General features: G+C 69.2%; 11 protein-coding genes. 6 read left to right on the top strand and 5 right to left on the bottom strand.

Annotated elements, in window-relative coordinates:
* Positions 1–88 precede the first annotated feature (88 nt).
* The 3 genes from ACFWR9_RS00725 to ACFWR9_RS00715 all read right to left on the bottom strand — a co-directional run bounded on the left by ACFWR9_RS00725 (position 89) and on the right by ACFWR9_RS00715 (position 11,565).
* Complete coding sequence (locus ACFWR9_RS00725) at positions 89–6,616, bottom strand: RHS repeat-associated core domain-containing protein (RefSeq protein WP_383833341.1); 6,528 nt, start codon at positions 6,614–6,616, stop codon at positions 89–91.
* Positions 6,617–6,744: 128 nt separating this feature from the next.
* Positions 6,745–10,395, bottom strand: coding sequence for a LamG domain-containing protein (locus tag ACFWR9_RS00720; protein WP_383833338.1), 3,651 nt, complete (start codon positions 10,393–10,395; stop codon positions 6,745–6,747).
* Between the two features lie 387 nt (positions 10,396–10,782).
* Positions 10,783–11,565 carry a sulfite exporter TauE/SafE family protein gene (locus ACFWR9_RS00715; protein WP_383833335.1) on the bottom strand — a complete coding sequence of 261 codons (783 nt, stop codon included), beginning with the start codon at positions 11,563–11,565 and terminating at the stop codon, positions 10,783–10,785.
* 212 nt (positions 11,566–11,777) lie between these two features.
* On the opposite strand from ACFWR9_RS00715, the gene ACFWR9_RS00710 reads away from it, so the two are divergent.
* From ACFWR9_RS00710 to ACFWR9_RS00690, 5 genes are all read left to right on the top strand, one after another.
* Positions 11,778–13,016: an NAD(P)/FAD-dependent oxidoreductase gene (locus ACFWR9_RS00710; RefSeq protein ID WP_383833333.1), complete on the top strand. Its 1,239-nt coding sequence runs from the start codon at positions 11,778–11,780 to the stop codon at positions 13,014–13,016.
* Positions 13,016–15,628: a nitrite reductase large subunit NirB gene (gene nirB, locus ACFWR9_RS00705; protein WP_383833329.1), complete on the top strand. Its 2,613-nt coding sequence runs from the start codon at positions 13,016–13,018 to the stop codon at positions 15,626–15,628. The genes ACFWR9_RS00710 and nirB overlap by 1 nt, the downstream gene beginning before the upstream one ends.
* Entirely contained in the window at positions 15,625–15,975 is a 351-nt protein-coding gene (gene nirD, locus ACFWR9_RS00700) for a nitrite reductase small subunit NirD (protein ID WP_122620232.1), read from the top strand. The genes nirB and nirD overlap by 4 nt, the downstream gene beginning before the upstream one ends.
* 50 nt (positions 15,976–16,025) lie before the next feature.
* Positions 16,026–16,613: a TetR/AcrR family transcriptional regulator gene (locus ACFWR9_RS00695; protein WP_383833326.1), complete on the top strand. Its 588-nt coding sequence runs from the start codon at positions 16,026–16,028 to the stop codon at positions 16,611–16,613.
* Positions 16,614–16,709: 96 nt separating this feature from the next.
* Positions 16,710–17,477, top strand: a complete 768-nt coding sequence (locus ACFWR9_RS00690; protein ID WP_383833323.1) for an SDR family NAD(P)-dependent oxidoreductase — start codon at positions 16,710–16,712, stop codon at positions 17,475–17,477.
* Positions 17,478–17,582: 105 nt separating this feature from the next.
* On the opposite strand, the gene ACFWR9_RS00685 is transcribed toward ACFWR9_RS00690, so the two are convergent.
* On the bottom strand, positions 17,583–18,515 hold the full coding sequence (locus ACFWR9_RS00685) for an oxidoreductase (RefSeq protein WP_383833320.1): 933 nt from the start codon (positions 18,513–18,515) through the stop codon (positions 17,583–17,585).
* A 214-nt stretch (positions 18,516–18,729) separates the two neighbouring features.
* Between ACFWR9_RS00685 and ACFWR9_RS00680 the strand changes: the two genes are divergently transcribed.
* On the top strand, positions 18,730–19,170 hold the full coding sequence (locus ACFWR9_RS00680) for an LAETG motif-containing sortase-dependent surface protein (RefSeq protein ID WP_383833317.1): 441 nt from the start codon (positions 18,730–18,732) through the stop codon (positions 19,168–19,170).
* Between the two features lie 31 nt (positions 19,171–19,201).
* On the opposite strand, the gene ACFWR9_RS00675 is transcribed toward ACFWR9_RS00680, so the two are convergent.
* A complete protein-coding gene (locus tag ACFWR9_RS00675) occupies positions 19,202–20,410 on the bottom strand; it encodes an acyltransferase family protein (RefSeq protein WP_383833314.1) in 1,209 nt (402 codons plus the stop codon).
* Positions 20,411–20,473: the final 63 nt, after the last annotated feature.

Below are 20,473 nucleotides of genomic sequence, written 5' to 3'. Positions count from 1 at the left end.
TACCTTCCTCGGAACTTGATCTAGCGTCCTGCCATAACCGATGAGGCAGGGCACACGATGCATGCCCTGCCTCATCATATCTTGCTGCCTAGCGCCCTCGGGAAGCGCGCCCCCCGAAGAATCCGGACTTGAGGTTTCTTAGAACTACGTCAAGCGCCTTGCCGCTCCCACTCGACTGCCGCATGCTCTTCAGGAGGGGTCCGTCGACTATGCGCCCATTGATCATTCCATTACTTCGCTTTGAAATTTGCACATCATCGCGACCGATGAATTTTGTGAGCTGCCTCGCACAGTGTTCGGAGCACACTCGAACGTTCACGTACGCACTATTGACTCGAAGGATCCTACCTCCGAGATCCTTGGTTTGCTGATTTACGCTACTACGATACCGAGCAGCTGCATCTTCGGAATGCCCCTTACCGTCCGCTGCACTAGCCCGATAAACTGGTATTCCCAGTCGCGTATACTCATCAAGCAAACTCTTGGGAAGACCGCCCTTGCTAACGAATCCAACTACTCTCGTAGGATCAGTAGAGCCCCACCCCTTTCCTTTGACCTGCACCTGAGCAAGAGTCAGCGCGAAGTTTCCTCGGCATTTTGCCGGATTCTTCAGGCAGAATTTCTGGAGGGTGTCAAGGCCGTACTGAAACTGAGTCTGGTCCCCTTGGAACTGCAGGCTCATCGCGATGTACGTGATAACAGCAGGAGCTATATCGTTCAGCGGATCGGGACCCAATTTCAACGGCTCCTGTGTTTCACCGTCATCCTTAGTGGTGGCGGTTCCACAGTTGCTATTGCAGGGATGCTTTTCCTGCGGGGGTCCCTCTACAGCTTCGTTAGGTCGCCCGTTTCCTTGTGAGCCGTCCGGGCGTGTGGGACACGCTTCCTCGGCTCCACCTGATCCGCCGCAGGCGAGACCCATGCCAGTGGGGTCAGAGAAGACGAGAGGATTCTGCGCCCCGTAGCTGTAGCCGTTGAGCGTTTGAGGCTCGTCCGCTTCCAGGAGGGGATCTACGCTGATGAACTGGCCAAGATCAGGATCGTACTCACGCGCTCCGATGTGAGTGAGCCCAGTGGTGGCGTCGTGTGTCTTCCCAAGGAAACCCTTGTCGTCGGGCCACGGTCCGAACAGAGGGCTGCCACGGTCCTCGCCGAAGGGCGTGGTGTAGCGCTTGGTGAACTTTTGATCGAGTCGATCAATGGCCAGGCTGGAGGTGCCGTGCTGGTCGCTGATGAGGAAGGTGACTTTGTTGGTACCGGTCTGATTGGACCGCATGGCGGCTGTCATGCCGTCTACTGCGTAATAACGCTGTGCCCATGAAGTGCCGTTGGCGCGGAGATGGAGTTCGGTGGTACCGGTGTAGAGGACGCGTTCGCCGTCTTCGGTCGTGCGGATGAGGAGGGTGCCGTCGGCGCCGTACAGGTAGTCGGTGGACTCGTCGTCCTCGGTGAGGCGGGTGAGCTTGCCTTCTTCCGACCAGGTCAGGTCCTGGGCGGTGCTGGCGGCGGTGCCGGGGCGTTTGGTTGTGTTGCCGGCGGTGTCGTAGCTGTACGTGCGTTCGGGCTTGGTGCAGTCGGTCTTGGTGGTGGTGCCGGTCAGGGTGTGGGGCTGGTCGGTGTTGGTGTAGCAGTAGGTGGTCTTGGTGGTGGCGGTGCTGGTGTGGTCGGTTTCGGTGGTGCGCTGACCCGCGGTGTTGTAGGTGTAGCTGGTCCAGTAGGGGGCCGGGCCCGACAACGTCGTGGCGCTGCGGGGGTCGGTGCACTTCTGGGAGGCGGGGGTCCAGGCTTCGGTGAGGCGCTGGTGGGCGTCGTAGGTGAAGCACTGGGTCTCGGGGCTGCTGGCGCCGCCGACTGTGGTGGGGTCGCTGATGGAGGTGACGTTGCCGGTCTGGTCGTAGGTGTAGTTCAGTTCTTGCAGGTGGTAGGGGTGGGTGAGGTCCTGGGTGAAGGTCTGGGTGAGGCGGCCGGTGCCGGCTTCGAAGCGGTTGGCGACGTAGACCTCGTCTTCGCCGGTGCCCATGGTCAGGGTCTGTGGTTGGGCCAGGGCCGTGTAGTCGATGTCGGGCAGGTAGGTGCCGATGGCGGTGAGATTGCCGAGGTGGTCGTGCTTGTAGTCGACCCACTCTGAGGGGAGACCGCCCAGGGCCGGGTCTTCGGTCTGCTTCAGGGTGCCGTCGATGTTGTAGTGCGTTTCCGTGGCGACGGTGGCGGGCTGGCCGGCTTTCACGAACGGGTCGCTGGCGGGCAGCTGCAGTTCGGTGGCGGTGGCGCGCCCCATGCTGTCGTAGGCGGTGACGGTCTGGGTGTACGCGCTGCCGCTCTTGCCGCCGATGTAGCGGGTGGATGCGGTCGGCTGGCCCTTGAGCAGGGTGTCGTAGGTGTACCCGGTGAGCTGGTTCGCGTCGGTTTTGGAGCCGGCCCACGTGCCGGTGGGGCGGCCGAGTTCGTCGTAGGCACTCAGGATCGACTTGCCGCGCGAGTCGGTGGCTTTGACGACCTGGTCGAGGGCGTTGAACTGGGTGGTGGCCTTGCCCTTGTCCGGGTCGTCGGTGCCGGTCTGGCGGCCGAACAGGTCGTAGGCGTAGGACCAGTTTGCACCGTCCGGCCCGCTGATCGCCTCCTGTCGGCCGTCGAGGCCGTAGGTGAACTTCGTGGAGGTGTAGTCAGTGCCGGGGCCGGTGCCGAAGTCGGCGTCGGCGGGGCTTTCACCGGCGTAGCTGCGAGTCTCGGTGGTCTTGCCTCGGATGTCGGTGATGGTGCGCTGGGCGGAGCCGCCGTCGAGCGCGGTGGTGGCGGTGGAGTTGCCGGTGTAGCTGGTGGTGGTGGCCCACTTCTTGACGCCGCCGACGTAGAAGGCGCTGATGGTGGGCCGGCCTGCGCCGTCGAAGACCGTCTCGGTCTGTTTGGGGGCGCCGCCGTATTCGGCTCGGGTGTAGGTGCCGTTGGGGGTGCTGGTGTTGTCGAAGATGTCGGCGAACGACTCGTAGGCGAGCCCGCGGGTGTCGTAGTGCGTGTCGGTCAGCAGCCGTCCGCCCTCGGGGGTCGGAGTCTGGCTCTGCAGGGGCCTCAGCAGGGAGTCGTAGACGGCGTAGCTGGTGGTGTACGTGTCCCCGTTGGTCAGGGTCGAGGTGGACACCCACGACGGGTTGGCGTTGTCGAGGTGGTAGTCGAACTTTACGTTCGGATTCTGGCTGCTGCTGCGGTTGGGCAGCCGTACCTCGGTGACCCGGCCGAGCGCGTCGTACTTCTGCTCCGTCAGCTTGGCGTTGATGTCGAAGCTCATCTTCGTCAGGCCGCGGCGGGGTTCGAGGAAGTTGTACGAGCGGTAGCCCTTGGGGTCCGTGGAGATCGTCTTGGTCAGGGGGCCGGCGTCGGCGGGTGTGTAAGCGGTGGACGAGGTGCGGTTCGCGGTGTCGGTGACCGCCAGGGGGCGGCCCAGGGCGTCGTAGGTGGTGGTCGCGACGGTCTGCCAGCCGGAGGGCAGTCGCTGTCCGTCGCTGCCCGCGGTGGCCGTGTAGCCGGTGGCGCGGCCGGTCCAGGTGGCTTGCCCCTTGGTGGGCTTCTGGGTGGCCAGCCAGGTCGTGGCGTCCGTCTTGTCGTAGACGATCGCGGTGTCGGCGAGGACGTCGCCGGAAGTGGTGCTGGTGACGGGCAGGTTCAGGCTGGCGTCGGTGACGGTGCACGTCTTGGCGACGGTGCGGGTGCGGGAGACCAGGCTGTTGATGCCCGCGTCTGGGTTGCGGGCGTACCAGGTGCGGGTGCACGTTTCGTCGCCGCCCAGGCCGGCCTGGCCCCAGTCGTCGGCGGCGTAGACCATGCCGAGGTCGTCGTATTTCTGGCCGGTGGTGTGGGTGCGCCAGGTCTTGGAGCCGGTGAGGTAGGTGCTGGTGTAGGTAGAGGAGTTGCGGATCCACAGGGCGGTGTGGTCGGCGGCGTCCGGGACCGTCTGGGTGGCGGTGTTCTTGTAGGCGTAGTTCTTGAAAACGCTGCTGATGGGCTGGGTGCCGTTGTAGGTGACCTGCTGGCGCAGGCTGCCCTTGTACCGGTCGCTGTCGGTGACTGGGGAGAAGTCGACGTCCGTGTCGAGCAGCGGGGCCACGGTGACGGACTTGGTGGTGCCGTCCTTCTTCTTGTCGCCGTGCATGCCCTGCAGGTAGAGCGAGACGGTCTTGGACCGGGTGCCGCCGGCAGCGCCGGTGTAGGAGGTGACCTGGCGGTAGCCGCGCCAGTCGGACCAGGTCCGCTCTTCCTTCGGGATGAACGGGTCGTCGTTGTGGTGCCAGGCGGCGCCGCTATAGGAGTAGGCGTACTCCACGGCCGGGTTGGTGACGGCGGCGTCGTGCACGCCGACGGCGGTGACGCGGTACTTGTGGAACCAGTCGATCGCCGCGTTCTCGGCCCCGTTGATGTGCCAGTACTGCGGGTAGCAGGAGCGGGTGTTGGTGTCCGGCGCGGCGCCCAGGACCTCGCTGCGCTTGCACTCGGGGGTGGACAGGGTCACCTGGGTCGTGGCGCCGGTCTCGGACGTGATGGTGGAGATGCGGGGGCGGGTCAGGGGCAGGATGTCGTCGGTGGCGTCGACTCGATTCGGCCGCGTCTGATAGGTGAAGCTGACGGGGTCGACCTTGATCTCCGTGTCCCCGGCCTTTGCGGTGCGACGGAGTTCCGTGAGGGTAAGGACCTGGTCCGAGCTGTCGCCGATGTCGCCGCCGTCGAGGTACTCCTCGGTCAGCGCCCAGGCATCCACCGGGTCGTAGGCGCTGCTGGTGGCGTTGTAGGAGGAGGTGTTGATTGCGGTCAGCCGCTTGCGGGTGAAGAAGGACGGGCCGGCCGCGTCGCACTCGTCGTCGTTCAGGGAGCAGATCGCGTCGAAGGGGACGTCGGGCCAGTTCTCCGCGGTGTCCTTGGTGAGCTTGTCGCTCTCACACTCGGCTACGGAGACGGTGCAGCGTTCCGCGTAGGTGAAGGTGACCTTGGCGTCGGCCTTGTCGGTGAACAGGGCATCCTTGCGCAGGCCGTACTCAATGCGGTTGAGGTAGCCGCCGCGGTTGTAGGGTTCGCTGGCCTTGGTGGCCTTGTTCTTCTTGTAGTGGTTCGACTCCGCGGTGTACCAGTACGTGGACGCGTTACCACGGGTGTCCTCGACGTAGTCGAGATTCCAGCGCCACGCCTGGGTCAGCGCACGGTCGGCGAAGGCGTCGCCGCCGCTGTAGCCGGGTTCGCCGGAGTCGTCACCGAAGACCGGAACGTTCCAGGTCGAGTTCGTACGCTGGGTGCCGGCGCCGTCGAGTTTGTTCTTGCCGAAGACGTACTTGGTGCCGTCGCCGGTGGTGACGGTCCAGTACTCGCCGTTGTCGTCGTCGTTGTCGGCGCCGGTGGAGCGGGTCACCGTGGAGGCGTCGTCATTCTCCAGGTGCCACTTGCCGCTGTCGTTGTCCTTGATCAGGCGGGTCGACTTGCCGTTCAGGATCAGGCTCGCGTTGTCGTACTTCCAGCACTGGTCGAAGACGTCGTCATGACCGTCGTCGTCACAGGAGCCGTAGGTGCGGGTGATGTAGGACTCGGTGAGGGTGAAGCCCTCGCCCACCGTCGTGGTCTGGTTGTTCGTCGTCGCGGTGCGGCCGTCGACGCTTCCGGAGTCGTAGGACAGGGACAGGGGCGGTACCGGTCCGGCGGCGGCGGGCGGCATCGTGAAGTCGTAGGACCAGGTGAACGCGCCGGAGCTGCCGCCTGCCTGCCAGGACGAGGACTCCGACAGCTTCGTTGCCGAATAGTCGCCTGTGCCCTTGGGGGACTGTCCGGCGCCCGCCGATGCCGCCGTCACCGCCAAGATGGTCGCCCCGGTGGCGGTGCCGCTTGCCTCGCCCCGCAGCTGTGTGGTGGGACCGTCCGAGGCTCGGCTCAGCCGGGCCTGCGCCGAGACCGTGTGGTCGCCGAGGTTGTTGTCGGAGGCCAGCGGAGTCTGTGTCCGGCACCCGGGCTTGTCCGGGGTCGTCAGTGCGCAGGCCGGCAGTTGAACAAGGCGCAGCCGCTGGGACCAGCCACCGCCGATGGCCGAGGCGAAACGGCCATAGTCGACGCGGACGTCCGCCGTCCCGGGTGTTTCGGCCGTGGCTGTCAACAGGACGCCGGTGACGCCGGCGTTGCGGGCCGTCTTCTGGTCCAGGACGTTGATGTGTGCCTTGCCTGCCGCGTGGGCGGAGGCGGAGCGCTTGTCGGTGGCGGCGGCAGGGCTCACGGTGATGGGCAGACCGCCCGGAGTGCTCTTGGCGTTGGTGCCGCGCTTCAGAGTGAACGTTGCCCTGTCCGGCTTCGGCCAGGCAACAGCATTCCGTTCCGCTGTCGCCTGCTTGGCCTGCTCGGCATTGGCCTTGCGCTCCTTGGCGACCTTGGCCTGTGCCTTCTTCGCCTCGGGTGCGTCGAAGGCTTTGACCTTCGTCACCGGGGACTTGGGGGCATCGGGCCGTCCCAGGCCCTCCTGCTCTGCGGCCAGCGCCACCTGCGCCAGCCCAGTGGGCACGATCAGCGCCAGCGCCAGTGCCTGCGCCAGCAGGCGGCCTGTGCCAGGACGGTCTGCCTCACCTCGTCGTCTTGAGGTGCCTATGCCAAAGACCATGATTCTTGCCCCACCCAGTTCCTACGAAAGAAGTCGGTCGCCCGGTGCGTGGAGAGCACCGCCGCGTGAGCCGTCGCCTGATGCGGTGGGGACAGGACGCGTTGACGTCCGTCCCCACCGTTCGACCGTCAGTCGCCCACGGTCTCGCTGACCTGTCTGGTAGTCGCCATCGCACCGGCCCACACGCGTGCCTCTTCCAGCCGGGCGGGCAGGTAGTGCTGCCACTTCCCCTTGGTGAAGCCCTTGCCGAGCGCGAAGTCACCCGTTCCGGCCTTCGCAGTGAAGACGCGGGGCTCACCGTTGGCAATGTGGCCGACGTAGAGGGTGACGGTGTTTTCGCCGGCGTTGAAGACACCGGTCAGGCGGACCATGTCGCCCATCGCTGCGATCGATTCCGAGGCGACGGCATCGAGAGTGCCGTCCGCGTTGAGCCGGCCGAAGTACCAGAAGCCCTCCGCGACCGTTCTTGGCTCCCCCGTCTTCTCATCTAGCTCGGTCATGCTGCCGGTCCGCTTGTACCAGATGCCCCACGCCGATCCGTCACTGGTGCGCTGGCCCAGGACCTGACCGGTGTAGCCCACCGGCTTGGACATGAGCTCGTCCGAGTCCAAAGCCACCCGTGTGGTGACGGTGAACGAACCCGTGTCATCCACCACAGGCCCGTCCGCGGTGGCCGCGTCGTCCACGCCGTCAAGAACGACGGCCGGGCCGTCCCGCGGCTCCTCACCGTCCTGGGGCTCCTCCTCGTCCAGCGACGTCCCGCCTTCGAGGGTCAGCGACTTGCCGTAGCCGGGGAGGGTGTCGGGGATGGTGGTGCCGCTGCCGCGTTCGGCCGACCAGTCCGCCACCAGCTCCACCGCCGCGCGGCCCGGTGAGTTCATGGGCTGCGCCAGATCCGCGATCTCCTGTGGCACCAGTGCCCGCTGCCAGACCGTGGGCTCGTCCACATTGCCCTTGAAGTAATCGCTGTACGTGTCCGACCAGTGCATGCGGCCGATCTGCAGTGGACCGGTCGCCGCCCAGGCTGTCGTGTACGGCGATGTGCCCTGCAGCTTGCCGTTGACGTACAGCCGGATCTCCTTCTTCTCCGCGTCGTAGACGCCGGTCAGAAGGGTCCAGGCTCCGATGGTCGGTGCGTCGGAGGAAGCCACCTTCTGGTACGACCAGGTATCCGTGACCGGGGCGTCCTTGTTGACCGCCCGCAAAGCCCATTTGCCGGCCTCGTGCTCGTAGCCGAGCGCGAAGAGGCTGCGGTGGTCGCCGTCCTGGCTGAGCACGGTGGAGTTGTGCGTCGGCGCCTCGGTCAGCCGTGCCCACGTGGAGATGGTGTACGAGGCGCGCGTTTCCAGGACCTGGCCGTCCGTAGCCGCGTAGCCGCTGGTTCCGTTCAGGGCCAAGGCCTTGTCGGTGATGGGAGCCTGGGGGGCGTCGTCGGAGTCATGGGTGATGACGCCGCGGCGGCCGTGGTCGTCGCGTTCCGCTCCCCCGCCGAGGGTTGCGTTATCGGCGTCGTCTTCGTCGGTGGCTGTGTCGGCTGCAGTGGCGCCGTCTTCGCCGAAGTGCCATTGGCCGACCTTGGCGCCGCCGTCATCGACCAGGAAGTCAACCACCGACCGTTCGCCGAACCTGCCCATACCGACGTTGTCCCTGGGCATCACGTACAAACTGAAGAAGCCTGCGCCGGGCGGCCTGACCTCAACCGACGCCGTGTTCCCCTGAACGGTGGACCACGTCTCGTCGGAGGAGAGGCGATACATGTAGAAGTCGATGGTGTCGCCCTGAGCGGGTGCGAACGTGAAGGTGGCCGCTTCTCCCGGCCCCCCGCCGGGCTGGCAGCTGTTGGTTACGCACTCGGAATAGGGTTCGCCGACGGTGACCGTCGGTGCTTTGGGCGCGGTGGGGTCGACCTTGAAGTAGCAGAATCCGTTGGAGGCGTCACTGCTCAGGTGGGAACCGTTGTTGTAGTAGGACCAGGTCCAGGCGTGGTAGCGGTACACCTTGCCCTCGGACAGGTTGGACCACTTGAGGGACACCGCCTTGTTGTCCCCGACGTATCCCGTGGTGGGGGAGAGTGAGCCGGACGATGGCGGAGCGACGTCGGTCCAGGTCTTGTCGGCGCTCTGTACGTCGACATCGAAGTACACGCGCAGTTGTGCCTGGGCTTCTCCCCCCGACTTGGTCTGCGGCGTGGCCCTCAGCGTCGGTGCAGGATAGGAAGTGATCGCCGGGTTGCTTTCACTCTTCTCGCAGACCGGCGTCACGCCCGCTTTGGGAGGCTGAAAGCCGACACTCGTGGGCTTGTCCGGCAGACCGACGAAGTCGACCGAAAGGACGGCGTCGTTCTTGAACCGCTTCCACGCCGAGGCGTCGGACTCGTCGTGCGCCCGGATCTCCAAGGTGAGTCGGGAGAACTTGCCGGCGGCGAAGCTCCTCACGGTCGGGGTGAGGTTCTCGTTCGTTTCCTCGGGGTTGTCGTTGAACTCGATCGGTGCGTCCGGTGAGTCCGGGTCGCACAGCGATCCGCGGCCGGCCGACACCCACCGGTCGCCCATCCAGTCCAGTTCCTTCGGCCGCGACGACCAAGTGGTGGACGAGGAGATGTTGTTGGTGCGGACCAGGTCCACCCAGCGCGGGTCGCACTGGAACGCCCACGGCTCCGTCACCCGGAAGGTCGCGTCCAGGATGTGCTTGCCCTTGAGGTTGTTCGGGGAGAACTCGAAGTACAGCTTCTGCACGTAGCCGGGGCCGCAGTAGTAGCCGGCCCAGGAGCCGCACTTGCCCGCGCCCTTGCCCAGGCCGTCGTCCCCGTTGCCCCAGCCGTAGGACTCGTATCCGTCACTGCGCAGCAGGGTGCGTTCCGACTCGTCCCACGTCACTGGGGGGTCGATGAACACGGGGAAGGCCGACTCCGCCGTCGAGGTCAGCATGTCCGCGTCCGGGATCACCGACAGGGAGTCCTGGGTCACCTCGACGTCCAGGCGGGTCACTGTGTCGCCTTGGCCAGGCTCAAGACCGGAGCCGGACGGTGCGCTTTCCGCCGGGTCCGAGGGTTCGCCCTCCTGCATCCCGCCCGGGAGGTCGGCGGCCTGCACGGTCACAAGCTGCGGCTGCGTGCCCTCGGTGGCGCCCTGGCCGGCCGAGTCCCACATGCGGGCCGGCGGCGACTTGAACACCGTGACGCCATTGCCGTCGACGGCGGCCAGATTGCCCGCCGCCCCCTCACGCACCGTCAGGTTCCGTGTGTCGAGGCCGAAGGTGAGCTTCTCGAACTCGTCGCTCGCCGCCGCCTCTGGTGTCTTTACCACCAGCACGTACTTGAAGCTCTCGGTCGTGGCGGTGACCTTCAGGTCGACGTCGTCAAGTACTTCCGGGTACACGGCACTGGCCCCGTCCAGACGCGGGGCGGGAAGCTCACCGGGCCAGTCCAACGCCAGCGACCGGCCCTCGTCCTCGATCCGCGCCAGCGGCCCGGCGTCCCCACCCCCGGAGAACGCCATCTGCACGGCCGCGCCCCTCGGGCCCACCGTGCCGTCCGCCCGCTTCACCAGCGTCGGATCCGGCGCCTGCCATCCACCGTCCGCTGCCGGAGCGCGCACCGGCGTGGACGACTCCTCCAGCGTGAACGTGTGGCCATCCGGGTTGGCGAACACCGTCGTCCGCGCCGTGCGCTCCCCGGTCACCTCCACCCGCTGACCGGACTCCTCCGCCTGGTCGAGAGCCTTCCGCCCCTCCGACAACGGGGCGGCGGCGGGCAGATCGTCCCCGGCGGCCAAGGCCACCGGTCCGGGCACAAGCGAGGCCGCCAACGCGGCACACGCCACGACAGCCAGACCTGCACTCCTCCCCCCGCCGGGCCCACGACCGGCAGCCGCCGATCTCTCACTCCGCCAGAAGAAGGCAAGGCTCCCGCCCTGCAACCGAGTCCACATCCCCGTCACACCCCGCCCACAAGATTTTCAAAAGTAGCCGGAAGTAACTAACGCCCCAACAGAACGCCAGGTCAACAGGAAGGAAGCGGACAACATGCGCCAAGTTCCGGAAGGGCATGTGAGGAACCCGACGTTTGAGCAGGGTTGTACGGAAGATGATCACGCTTTGGCATCGTTGTCGGCGCAGGCCGACCTGGAGCGACCGGCCTGGCAGTCACCCCATCCGCCGGACAGGGTTCAGGCCAGCCACTGCTCATACGCCAGATTCGCCACCAGCGCGAACACCACCGTCAGCAGCACCACCCGCACGAAGCCGCTGCCCTTCTTCAGGGCCGTGTGTGCGCCGAACATGCCGCCGGCCAGGTTGAAGAGGGCCATCAGGGCGGCCAGTTGCCACAGGACGGTGCCCTGCCAAGCGAACGTGGCGAGGGCGCCCGCGTTGGTGCAGCAGTTGACGATCTTGGCGGTGGCCGAGGCGGTGACCAGGTCCAGGTGGAGCAGGGCGGTGAGCCCGAGGACGAGGAACGTGCCGGTGCCGGGGCCGACGAGGCCGTCGTAGGAGCCGATGCCGAGGCCGGCGAGGCCGATCGCGGCGAGGATCCGGCGGCGGGTGGCCGGGCCGGTCGCGGGGGCCGTGCCGAAGGCCGGGCGGAAGATCACGAAGGCGGCGACGGCGAGCAGCACCACCATGATCACCGGCTTGAGCACCTCGGTGCTCATCCCGGCCGCGAAGAAGGCCCCGCCGGACGAGCCGGCCAGCGCCGCCAGCCCGATGCGGATGGCCATACGGACGTCCACCGGGGCCTTGCGGGCGTACGTCACCGCCGCGCCCGTGGTGCCGACGATGGCGACCGCCTTGTTGGTGCCCAGCGCGTGCGCGGCGGGGGTCCCGGCGGGCAGCCCGAGCAGCAGGGCGGGGAGCAGCAGGAGTCCACCGCCGCCGACCACGGCGTCGATCCAGCCGGCCGCGAGGGCGGCGAGGCAGAGGAGAATCACCGTGGTCAGCGATATGTCGGGCATGATCGCGACCTTATGGACGGGATCGGTGTGCCGTCCATCGAGATGAGGGACAGATTAGGGACATCTGAGGTTCGTCGCGGACGACCGCCTCCGGCACCCGCACCCGCCGACGCGCCCCTCACACCCACCCCCCGCACCCGCTGAGGGCAGCGTTCCCCGCGGGAAACAGACGCGATGCGACCGGGTAACACCGGCACCGCACGCTCAATGCCATGACCTCGAATACGCGTGTGGTGGTGATCGGCGCCGGACTCGCGGGTGTGACGCTCGCCCGGCTCCTCGGTGAGCTGGGCACGCCCGCGCTGCTGGTCGGCGACGAGGAGCACCGCCCGTACAACCGGGTGCTGCTCGCCGAGGTGCTGGCCGGACGGTACGGCCCCGACGTGATCGCCCTGCCGGCGCCCGCCGGGCTGCTGCGCGGCCGGGTCACCGGCATCGACCGGGCCGGGCGGACCGTGCGGTGCGCCGACGGCTCCGTGATCGCGTACGACACGCTGGTCCTGGCCAGCGGCTCCAACGCCGTGCTGCCGCCGCTGCGCGGCCTGTTCACCCCGGACCGCGCGCTGCCCGAGGGCGTGCACGCGTTCCGGACGATGGACGACTGCCTGGGGCTGTCCAAGTCGGTGCGGCCGGGGGTGCGGGCGGTCGTCATCGGGGGCGGGCTGCTCGGCGTCTCCGCCGCTCGCGCGCTGGCCGTGCGCGGCGCCCAGGTCGTGCTCGCCCAGCAGTCCGAGCGGCTCATGGAACGCCAGCTCGACCCGGCGGCCTCCGTGCTCGTGCGGCGGCACCTGGAGGACCTCGGCGTCGAGGTGCACACCGAGTGCCGGGTGCGCGACGTGCGCAGCGTCGGCGGGGCCGTGCGGTCGGTGGAGATGGCCGACGGGTACGCCCTCGGCGCCGATCTCGTGGTCCTCGCCTGCGGGGTCCGCCCCCGTGTCGGCCTCGCGCGGGACGCGGGGCTGGAGGTCGGCAAGGGCGTCCTCGTCGACGACGAGCTGCGCACCTCCGACCCGCACATCCGCGCCGTCGGCGACTGCGCCCAGCACGACGGACGCGTGTACGGACTGGCCGCGCCCGCCCTCGAACAGGCCGGCGCGCTGGCCGGACTGCTCGCCGGGAACGGCACCGCCCGCTACACCGGCACCCGCTCCCTGACCCGGCTCACCCTCACCGGGCCCGACAGCCCCTTCGCCGGGCCGGACGGCTCTTTCGACCTCGCCGCGTTCGGCGAGACCGACCCCCTCCCCGGCGACGACGTCGTGCAGCTCGCCGACGCCACCCGGGGCACCTACCGCAAGGTCGTCGTCCGTGACGACCGGCTGGTCGGCGGGGTCCTGGTCGGCGAACTCGGCACCGTCGGCGCGCTCGCGCGCGCCTGGGAGGGAGCAGAGCCGCTCCCCTCCGACGGCGGCCCCCTGCTCCACCTGCTCACCCATGACGGAGGCTCCTGATGACCGCCACCCCGGGGCACACCCCGACGATCGTGCTTGTCGGCCACGGCATGGTCGGCCAGCGCTTCCTCGAAGCACTCGCCGGGCGCGGCCTGACCGCCACGCACCGCGTGGTCGTGCTGTGCGAGGAGCCGCGCCCCGCCTACGACCGCGTTCAGCTCACCTCGTATTTCTCGGGCAAGACCCCCGAGGACCTGTCGATGACGGACCTCGCCTTCATCGAGGAGCACGGCATCGAACTGCGCGTCGGTGACGCGGCGGAGACGATCGACCGGGACGCGCGCAAGGTGACCGCCCGGTCGGGTCTGGTCGTCGAGTACGACGTCCTCGTCCTGGCGACCGGCTCCTACCCGTTCGTCCCGCCGGTCCCCGGCAAGGACGCCGAGGGCTGCTTCGTCTACCGGACGATCGAGGACCTGCTCGCCATCGAGGAGTACGCGAGGACCGCGACGACCGGCGCGGTGGTCGGCGGCGGCCTGCTCGGCCTGGAGGCGGCCGGCGCGCTGAAGGGGCTCGGACTCACCTCGCACATCGTGGAGTTCGCGCCCCGTCTGATGCCGGTCCAGGTCGACGAGGGCGGCGGCGCGGCGCTGCTGCGCACCATCGAGGGCATGGGCCTGTCGGTCCACACGGGGGTCGGCACCCAGGAGATCGTGGTCGACGAGGCGTCGGGCGCCGTCACCGGCATGAAGCTGTCCGACGGCTCCGAACTCGCCACCGACCTGGTGGTGTTCAGCGCCGGCGTCCGCCCCCGCGACCAGCTGGCCCGGGACTGTGGTCTCGCGGTCGGCGAGCGCGGCGGCATCAGCGTCGACGAGCGGTGCCGCACGGTCACCGACGAGCACGTGTTCGCGATCGGCGAGTGCGCGCTGGCGTCCGACGGGCGGGTCTACGGGCTGGTGGCCCCCGGTTACGAGCAGGCCGAGACCGTCGCCGCGACGATCGCGGCCGAGGAGGCGTCCTTCACCGGCGCCGACCTGTCCACCAAACTGAAGCTGCTCGGCGTGGACGTGGCGTCCTTCGGCGACGCGCACGGCACCGCCGAGGACTGCCTGGACGTGGTCTACTCCGACTCCCGCGCGGGGCTCTACAAGAAGCTGGTCGTCGGCCGCGACGGCACGCTGCTCGGCGGCATCCTGGTCGGCGACGCGGAGGCGTACGGCACGCTGCGGGCCTTCACCGGCTCGGTCCCGCCGGTCTCCCCCGAGTCGCTCGTGCTGCCCGCCGGTGCCGGGGCCCCGGTCCAGCTGGGCCCGTCCGCGCTTCCCGACGACGCGGTGATCTGCTCCTGCCACAACGTCACCAAGGGCAGCATCCGCGGCGCGGTGACGGAGCACTCCTGCACGACCGTGCCCGAGGTGAAGAAGTGCACCAAGGCCGGTACCGGCTGCGGCTCCTGCGTCAAGGTGCTCGGCCAGCTCGTCACCGCCGAGCTGGAGGCGAGCGGCGTCGAGGTCGACAAGGGCCTGTGCGGCTGCTTCGCCCAGACCCGCGAGGAGCTGTACGAGATCGTCCTCGCCCTGCGGGTCACCTCCTACCGCGAGCTGCTCGACCGGCACGGCCGTGAGGGCGCCCGGGGCGGCGACGGCTGCGAGGTCTGCAAGCCGGCGGTCGGCTCGATCATCGCCTCCCTGGCCCCGGCGATCGGCGCGAGCGGCTACGTCCTGGAGGGCGAGCAGGCCGCGCTCCAGGACACCAACGACCACTTCCTGGCCAACCTCCAGAAGAACGGCTCGTACTCCGTCGTCCCGCGCATCCCCGGCGGCGAGATCGCCCCGGAGAAGCTGATCGTCATCGGCGAGATCGCCCGGGACTTCGGGCTCTACACGAAGATCACCGGCGGTCAGCGCATCGACATGTTCGGCGCCCGCGTCGAGCAGCTGCCGGTGATCTGGGCGCGGCTGGTGGACGCCGGCTTCGAGTCCGGGCACGCGTACGGGAAGTCGCTGCGCACCGTGAAGTCCTGCGTGGGGCAGACCTGGTGCCGGTACGGCGTCCAGGACTCGGTGCGGATGGCGATCGACCTGGAGCTGCGCTACCGGGGGCTCAGGTCCCCGCACAAGCTCAAGTCGGCGGTCTCCGGGTGCGCCCGCGAGTGCGCCGAGGCCCAGTCCAAGGACTTCGGCGTGATCGCCACCTCCAACGGCTGGAACCTCTACGTCGGCGGCAACGGCGGCGCCACCCCGCGCCACGCGGACCTGCTCGCGCAGGACCTCTCGGACGCCGAACTGGTCCGCCTCATCGACCGGTTCCTGATGTTCTACATCCGCACCGCCGACAAGCTGGAGCGCACCTCCACCTGGCTGGAGCGGATCCCCGGCGGCCTGGACCACGTACGGGACGTCGTCGTGCACGACTCGCTCGGCATCTGCGACGAGCTGGAGTCCCTGATGCGCGCCCACGTCTCGCACTACCGCGACGAGTGGGCCGCGACCATCAACGACCCCGAGAAGCTGGCCCGGTTCGTGTCCTTCGTGAACGCGCCCGACACCCCCGACCCGGTCGTGGGCTTCGTGCCCGAGCGCGACCAGATGAAGCCCGACCTGCCGCTGCTGGACATCGGTGTGCGGCGTACCGAGGAAGACCTCCTGGAAGGAAGCACCCGGCGATGACCCTGGCCCCCGAGACCACCGACCTCAAGGTCCTGCTGCGGCTGACCGACGACTGGTTCACGGCCTGCGACCTCGGCGCCCTGCTCCCCGGCCGCGGCGTGGCGGCCCTGCTGCCGGACGGCGGCCAGGTGGCCCTCTTCCGCGACCGGGAGGGCGGGCTGTACGCCATCGACAACCGGGACCCGTTCACCGGCGCCGCGGTCCTCTCCCGCGGCCTGACCGGCACCCACCAGGGCCGCCCGTTCGTCGCCTCCCCGCTGCTCAAGCAGCGCTTCGACCTCAGCACCGGGGAGTGCCTGGACGACGAGGCGGTACGGGTGGCGGTGTACGAGGTCAAGGCGGCCTGAGTCCTCAACTTTCTTGACCGTTCGTTCCAGCTGGATCTAGGCTGCAACGCGTGGCCAGGACCAAGGAGTTCGATCCGGACGCCGCGCTGCGGGCAGCCCTGGAGCTGTTCTGGGAGCGCGGCTACGAGGGGACGTCGATGTCCGACCTCGTGGAGCGTCTCGGCGTCGGACGCGCCAGCATCTACGCGACCTTCGGCAACAAGCGCGAGCTGTACCTGAAGGCGCTGGCGCGTTACGAGGAGGGGCTGCTGCCGGACCTGCTGGCGGACCTGTCCCGGCCGGGCGCCGCCCTGCCGGGCGTCCGGTCCCTGGTGCGGCGCTACGCCGCCGAGGCGACCGCCGAGGAACTGCGCCTGCGCGGCTGCTTCGTCACCAACACCGCCGCCGAACTGGCCCCGCACGACCCGGTCGCCGCGCGGCGGGTCGAGCGCAACTGGGACCAGCTGGAGACCGTGCTGCACTCGGCGCTGACCCGGGCCGGGGCCCAGGGCGAACTGCCGGCCGGCCGCGATCCGCTCGCCCTCGCCCGCATGCTGCTGGTGCTGCTGCAGGGGATGCGGGTGGTGGGGAAGGCGTCGGCGGACCCGGCCAGGCTGCGGGACGCGGCGGAACAGGCACTCGCGCTGCTCGACCGATAGCCCGTGGCACCTCCCTCCACGGAGGGGCGCTGCCCCGGTCTTTCACGACTTCACGACCTCATACTGAACCGAACGGTCAAGAAAAAGGGGAGATTCATGACCACCCAGCGCTTCACCGACAAGACCGCCCTCGTCACCGGTGCGGGCTCCGGCATCGGCCGGGCCGTCGCCCTCGCCCTCGCCGCCGAGGGCGCGCACGTCGTCGTCGCCGGACGCGGGCGGGAACCGCTCGACGAGACGGCGGCCCTGATCGAGGCGGCGGGCGGCAAGGCGCTGGCCGTCACCGCCGACGTCTCCCGCCCCGACGGCGTACGGGCCGTCGTGGACGCCGCCATTGAACACTTCGGCTCCCTGGACGTGGCGGTCAACAACGCGGGCGTCTTCCGCGGCGGAGTCCCCCTGGCCGACCTGGCCGAGGCGGACTGGCACGCGCAGCTCGACATCAACGTCACCGGCGTCTTCCTCGCCCTCGCGGCCGAGGTCCGCCGGATGCGCACCCAGCCGCGCGGCGGGGCGATCGTGAACATCGCCTCCACCTTCGGCGCGCACAAGCGCAGCCCGGGAGCCACGGCCTACGCCGCCACGAAGGCGGCCGTCTCGGTACTGACCCGGGGCGCCGCCATCGACCACATCGCGGACGGCGTCCGCATCAACGCCGTCAGCCCCGGCGCCACGGCGACCTCGATGTCCCTGCGCCCCGGGGAGACGGAGGAGGGCAGGGCCGAGCGCATGCGGGGCGAGACACCGCTCGGCCGGGTCTCGTCGGTGGCGGAGGTCGCGGCGGCCGTGCTGTACCTGGCGTCGGACGACGCGGCGTCGGTGGTGGGCACGGACCTGGTGGTGGACGGCGGACAGACGGCCTGAAGCCGTTACCGGGAAGGGGCGGGCGGCTGTCGGTCAACGCGCGCTTCACCAGCCCGCAGACACCGGAGACGACGTTCACGGCGGTGGCGGTGCGCCGCTGAGCGGTCAGCTCCGCAGCGCCTCGTAGGTGACCCCCGTCAGCCGCTCGGAGGCGGCCCACAGCCGCTCCCCCATCGCGTCGTCGAGGGTCCAGGGCGCCCGCCGGGACGGTGCGGGCGCCCCGCGCCACATCGCGAAGGACGGGCCGGTGAAGGAGTCGGACGGGACCCCGGGGGCGGTCGCCGCGTACAGGACGGGCAGCGCGCCCGCCTCGGCGGGCTGGGCGACGACCCGGTTGGCGATACCGATCAGCCGGGTCGCCAGCCGGCGCCCCTCGGCGCGCGGTCCCGCGGTCTGGAGGTTGGTCCGCGCGTATCCCGGGTGGGCGGCGACCGCGCGCACGTCCCAGGCGTCGTCGCGGGCCGCGAGCCGGCGGGCCAGTTCGTGGGTGAAGAGCAGGTTGGCCGATTTCGAGCGGCCGTAGGCGGTCCAGCGGCCGTACCGCCGCACGCTGTTCAGGTCGCGCGGATCGACGTTGCCCAGCGCGTGCAGGAAGCTGGAGACGGTCACGACCCGGGCGCCCGGGGTGGCGAGCAGGGTGGGCAGCAGCAGCCCGGTGAGGGCGAAGTGGCCCAGGTGGTTGACGCCGAACTGGGTCTCGAAGCCGTCCGTCGTCGTCCCGTGCGGCAGCGCCATCACACCGGCGTTGTTGACGAGCAGGTCGAGCCGCTCGTACGGCAATCCGTACGCGAACTCGCGGATGCCCGCCAGGTCCCCGAGGTCCAGCCGCCCCGGCTCCACCGCGGCCTCCGGCACCTCCGCGCGCAGGCGCTCCACGGCCGCGCTCCCCCGCTCCTCGCTGCGGCAGGCGAGCACCACGCGCGCCCCCTTGCGCGCCAGCTCCCGGGCGATCACGTAGCCGAGGCCGCTGTTGGCTCCGGTGACGACGGCGACCCGCCCGTCCAGGCCGGGGATGTCGCCCGTGTTCCAGCCGGTCATCAGCGGCTCCTTCCCTGGTCCGGACCCGTCTCACCGTACGCGCCCCACCGCCCCGAGCGGAGAGCTACCGTCCAGTCACGTCACGTTCGCGTCACGAGTCCTTCATATCGCCACCACATATCCGGTACCTCAATAGCTTCGTCACCTCATAGCCGCTCATCCACACCATTCCTCATCCAAACCATTCCTCATCCACACCATTCCGGGACTCTCGATGAACCTGCTCCGCAAGCCCGCCGCCGTGGCCGTCGCCGCGCTGGCCCTGGCCGCCCTGCCGACCGCCGCCCAGGCACACGACGGCACCCACCCGTTCAAGAACTGCACCGAGGCATACGAGAACGGGCACTCCAACATCCCGTCGACCGACGAGCACTACGGCAAGCACCTGGACCGCGACAACGACGGCGTCGGCTGCGACAAGCCGCCCGCGGACTTCGAGCCCGCCGACGACACCGACGACGCGGGCACCGGCAGCGGGAAGGACTCCGGCACGGGCGGCGGCGACAAGGCCGCCGGGCAGCAGGGCACCGACCTGGCCGAGACCGGCGGCGACGACAGCACGCCCTACCTCGCGGCGGGCGGCGCGATCGTCGTCCTGGCCGGCGGCGGACTGCTGCTGGCCGTCGGCAAGCGGCGCGGCAACGGCGCCGCCTGACCCGCGTACCGGAGCCGGAGCCCCCGCCCGTTCAGCGGCGGGGCTCCGGCGTCTTCAGGCTGAAGGCGGCGCTGCTCAGCCAGCGCCGCGCGGCCCGGGCCACCGGGCGCTCCACGAACCGCTGCACGACGTACGACAGCGCGACCAGAACGGCGACGGTGATCCCGACCACGACCCACGGGTCGGCCCGGTCGCCGAAGCGGTGCAGAATGTTCACGCCGATGGCGTCGTGCAGCAGGTAGAGCGGGAAGGTCAGCGTGCCCGCGACGGTCAGCCCGCGCCAGCGGATCCACCTGGTCCAGCCGAGCGCGACGGCGGCGATCAGCAGGAAGAAGACCGTGATGACCAGGACCAGCCAGCCGCGCCACGGCGACCAGGAGTCCCAGTTCAGGCGGCCCCCGTCGGGCGTCAGCAGGTAGTGCAGCGCCACCAGCCACGACATGGCGACGATGCCCCAGAGCAGCGGCGTCGGCCGGTAGCGGTACATGAGGTAGAAGGCCATGCCCGCGATGAAGTACGGCGCGGAGGGCGGGTTGACCAGCAGCGTCAGCAACCGGATGTCGGCACTGGGTGCCAGCACGGCGGCGACCGTCCACAGGCCGCAGTAGATCACCACGCGCTGGTAGGTCAGGCCCTTCCACACCACGACCGCGAAGGTGAGGTAGAAGCACATCTCCGGCCAGAGCGTCCAGTAGACCGAGTCGAGGTGCTCCACCCCGAGCGGGGTCTGGAGCATCGTCAGGTTGGCGAACAGCACGCGCGGTGACGGGTGCCCGAACGGGTTGTCGGCGAAGAAGATCACGCACGCGGTGATCGCGACGGCCGCCCAGTACATCGGGTACAGCCGGGTGACCCGCGAGATGAAGAAGTCACGCGGGGTGCGGCCCCACGCGCTCATGCAGATGACGAAGCCGCTGATCAGGAAGAACAGCTCGACCCCGAGCCGGCCGAAGGCGAAGTAGCCGTGCGCCACCGGGAACACGTCCTCGACGGGACGGCCCCAGATGGTCTGCATCGTGGAGGGAGCCTGGCCGACGAAGTGGAAGATGACCACGGCCAGGGCGGCCAGGAACCGCAGTCCGTCCAGTGCCGCGAGCCGGTCCCTGCGGACGGGGGGACCGGCCTCGGGCACTCTCGCCTCGGCGGCGGTCCGGGGACCCGGTACTCCGGAGGCGGTCGCCCCCTCGCCGCCTCGCGTGGCGGTCGTGCCGGCCGGTTCCCTGTGATCCGTCGAGGTCATCCAACCACCGTTCCGGTGTGGGCCGCTGTCCGCTGCCAGGGCTCTCAAACTTCACTGACAGCT

The sequence above is a fragment of the Streptomyces sp. NPDC058534 genome, from assembly GCF_042717365.1.
Taxonomy (GTDB): Bacteria; Actinomycetota; Actinomycetes; order Streptomycetales; family Streptomycetaceae; genus Streptomyces.
Note: the sequence above shows the minus strand (reverse complement) of the source record. Positions and strands in the feature narration are given on the sequence as shown.